At 32.9% G+C, this 2162-nt stretch carries 1 pseudogene; it reads right to left on the reverse strand.

The features are described from left to right. Positions 1-1992, reverse strand: a pseudogene (locus tag IQ228_RS25065) (ATP-binding protein); the annotation flags it as partial. Positions 1993-2162 lie beyond the last annotated feature (170 nt).

Consider the following 2162-nt stretch of genomic DNA (forward strand, 5'->3'; position numbering starts at 1 on the left):
TGTGAAAAACGAATAATATACTTTTTTAGCAAAAGATTTAGGAAAAGTGTATTTTTCTCCTGCATTAAAGTATGAGTATAACAAAGCTAAATGTAGCCACACGGTTACTTGATATTTTTCTATTTTTAACTTTAAATTTTTATCTCCCTTTTGTACTATGGTTTCTATCCATGATTTGGTCGGTTCTAAAATATCTATGGCTGCTTCCAGTTCCCAACTGTCTATATAGTAAAAGGATGAATGGATTTGATTTTTGACTATCAATAATATAATCTCATCATAACTTATATCTATTTGATGATTTTCAAAATTATTTAAAATACAATTTGCTATTGCTAGTGATTGATTCAGATAATTAATCCCTATACGCATATTTCCTGACACTAAATTTATTATGCCTTCAATACTATAAATACTTGCTAGTAGATATTCAGATTCTACCTTTTCTTTGAGGAAATTCAGGATAGATATTACTTGTGTTAATGCTCCCATTCGGTAGTAAGAAAAAGCCAGCATTTCATCAAATGACCAGCAACCATTTCTCCGTTCTATAACTATATATCCAGATTGTTCAAAGTCATGAATACATTCATAATGATAATAGGCTTCAAACGCTTTCTTAGCATCCTCCATTGTGCGAATATTTTTCACACTACCTCTCCAAAATTCGGCTGCTTTTCGGTTAACTTCTTCCCATTCTTGACTTGATTTCAACCTTTTTATGCTCTCTTCTTTAATCAGTGTATGCAGCCAATACTTCCCCTTAGCAAATTCAAACAAACGCAAACTTTTTAAACTTCTAATTACATACATACACTGTTGCTGGTCAGGAATATCCCACAACAAAGCCAGTAAGGCATCTTCAGTAACTTGCGGTATATCTTGATAGCGATAACACCCTAACCGACACAGTAATTTATAAGCATTTGGATTTAAACTTTGCAATCGGTTAAATTGGTTAACAACTAAATTTTTTAATCCTCTTTCCACCAAAGTACAATTTTCTTGCCAATAAGCAGTTGCATCTCCTTGATAATCTGTTTTTATTGATCCAACTAGGACGTGCATAGCTTTTGCATTACCCCCATATTTTATGTGCATTTCTTCTAGTAAAGAAATATCAACCTCAACTTCGTGAAATGCAAAAAATTCTTGCCACGTTGATACACTTAATTCACTTAAATAATAATGATAAATTATATCAACACGGTCATCAAATAAATGTTCTCTACTAGTAATTATCGTAAATGACTGGACAGTTACATCAGCTAAAACCCTGAATAATTCTAGATAAAGACTATGATTTTGAATGAATCTACCATGTTTATCTAGTGCGGGTTCTAAGTTATCAATTAATATCCCGACTTGGCGATTTTGCAAGTGTTTTTTTAATCTTGCGAGTGTAATACCAAATTCCCTTCCTGGTTCTTGTTCAAAGTATTGTTGCAGCCATTCTTCAACTACGCTTTCTACGCTAGTGATGTTCTCTGCCTCCCTAGCCATTTCTAGGGATAAAACTAAATCAAACCCTTGATTATCTAAGTATTGCCTAGCTAAAGTTGTTTTACCTAGTCCTCCTGGTCCCTGAATAACAATCATTTTTTGATGTTGATTGATTAGAGTATTAAGCTTTGCTACGTCATCATCTCTGCCAAAAAAATTAGGACTTTTGTTTTCAAAAGACAAGAAGTTTTGATAGCAACTCTTCGCACTACTTATATCTTTTGAAACTAGAATGCTGTCTATGTGACGCTTGTATGATATTTTCAATGCCTTAAATACGGACTGAATTACATATTCTTCAACACTCTGCTTTGTTAAAATTTTACGAATCGTATTGCTACTTATACTTTCACCAGTGTTTTCCACCTGTTTCTGTATCCATGTAATTCTATTGCGTAGATTAACGTAGTTTTTACTAAGGGTATTAATTATTTTTTCCTCACCTGACTCGGTTAATAAGTATGTCTGGCGATTTCTGGGGATTTTCATAATTTATACTCAAAACGGCTTATTCATTTGATCTGTGGGTAAGGGTTTAGCAGTGCTAAACCCCTACAAATTAAGGTTTTTCGTAATTTCGTCAAAGTCCATGTCCCAACCGTGTTGAGTATAACTAAAAAAAAATAATGAATTTAAGGAAGTTAAGGACTGATTATAGT

The organism is Dolichospermum sp. LEGE 00246 (assembly GCF_015207865.1).
In the GTDB taxonomy this organism is placed as follows: domain Bacteria; phylum Cyanobacteriota; class Cyanobacteriia; order Cyanobacteriales; family Nostocaceae; genus Dolichospermum; species Dolichospermum heterosporum.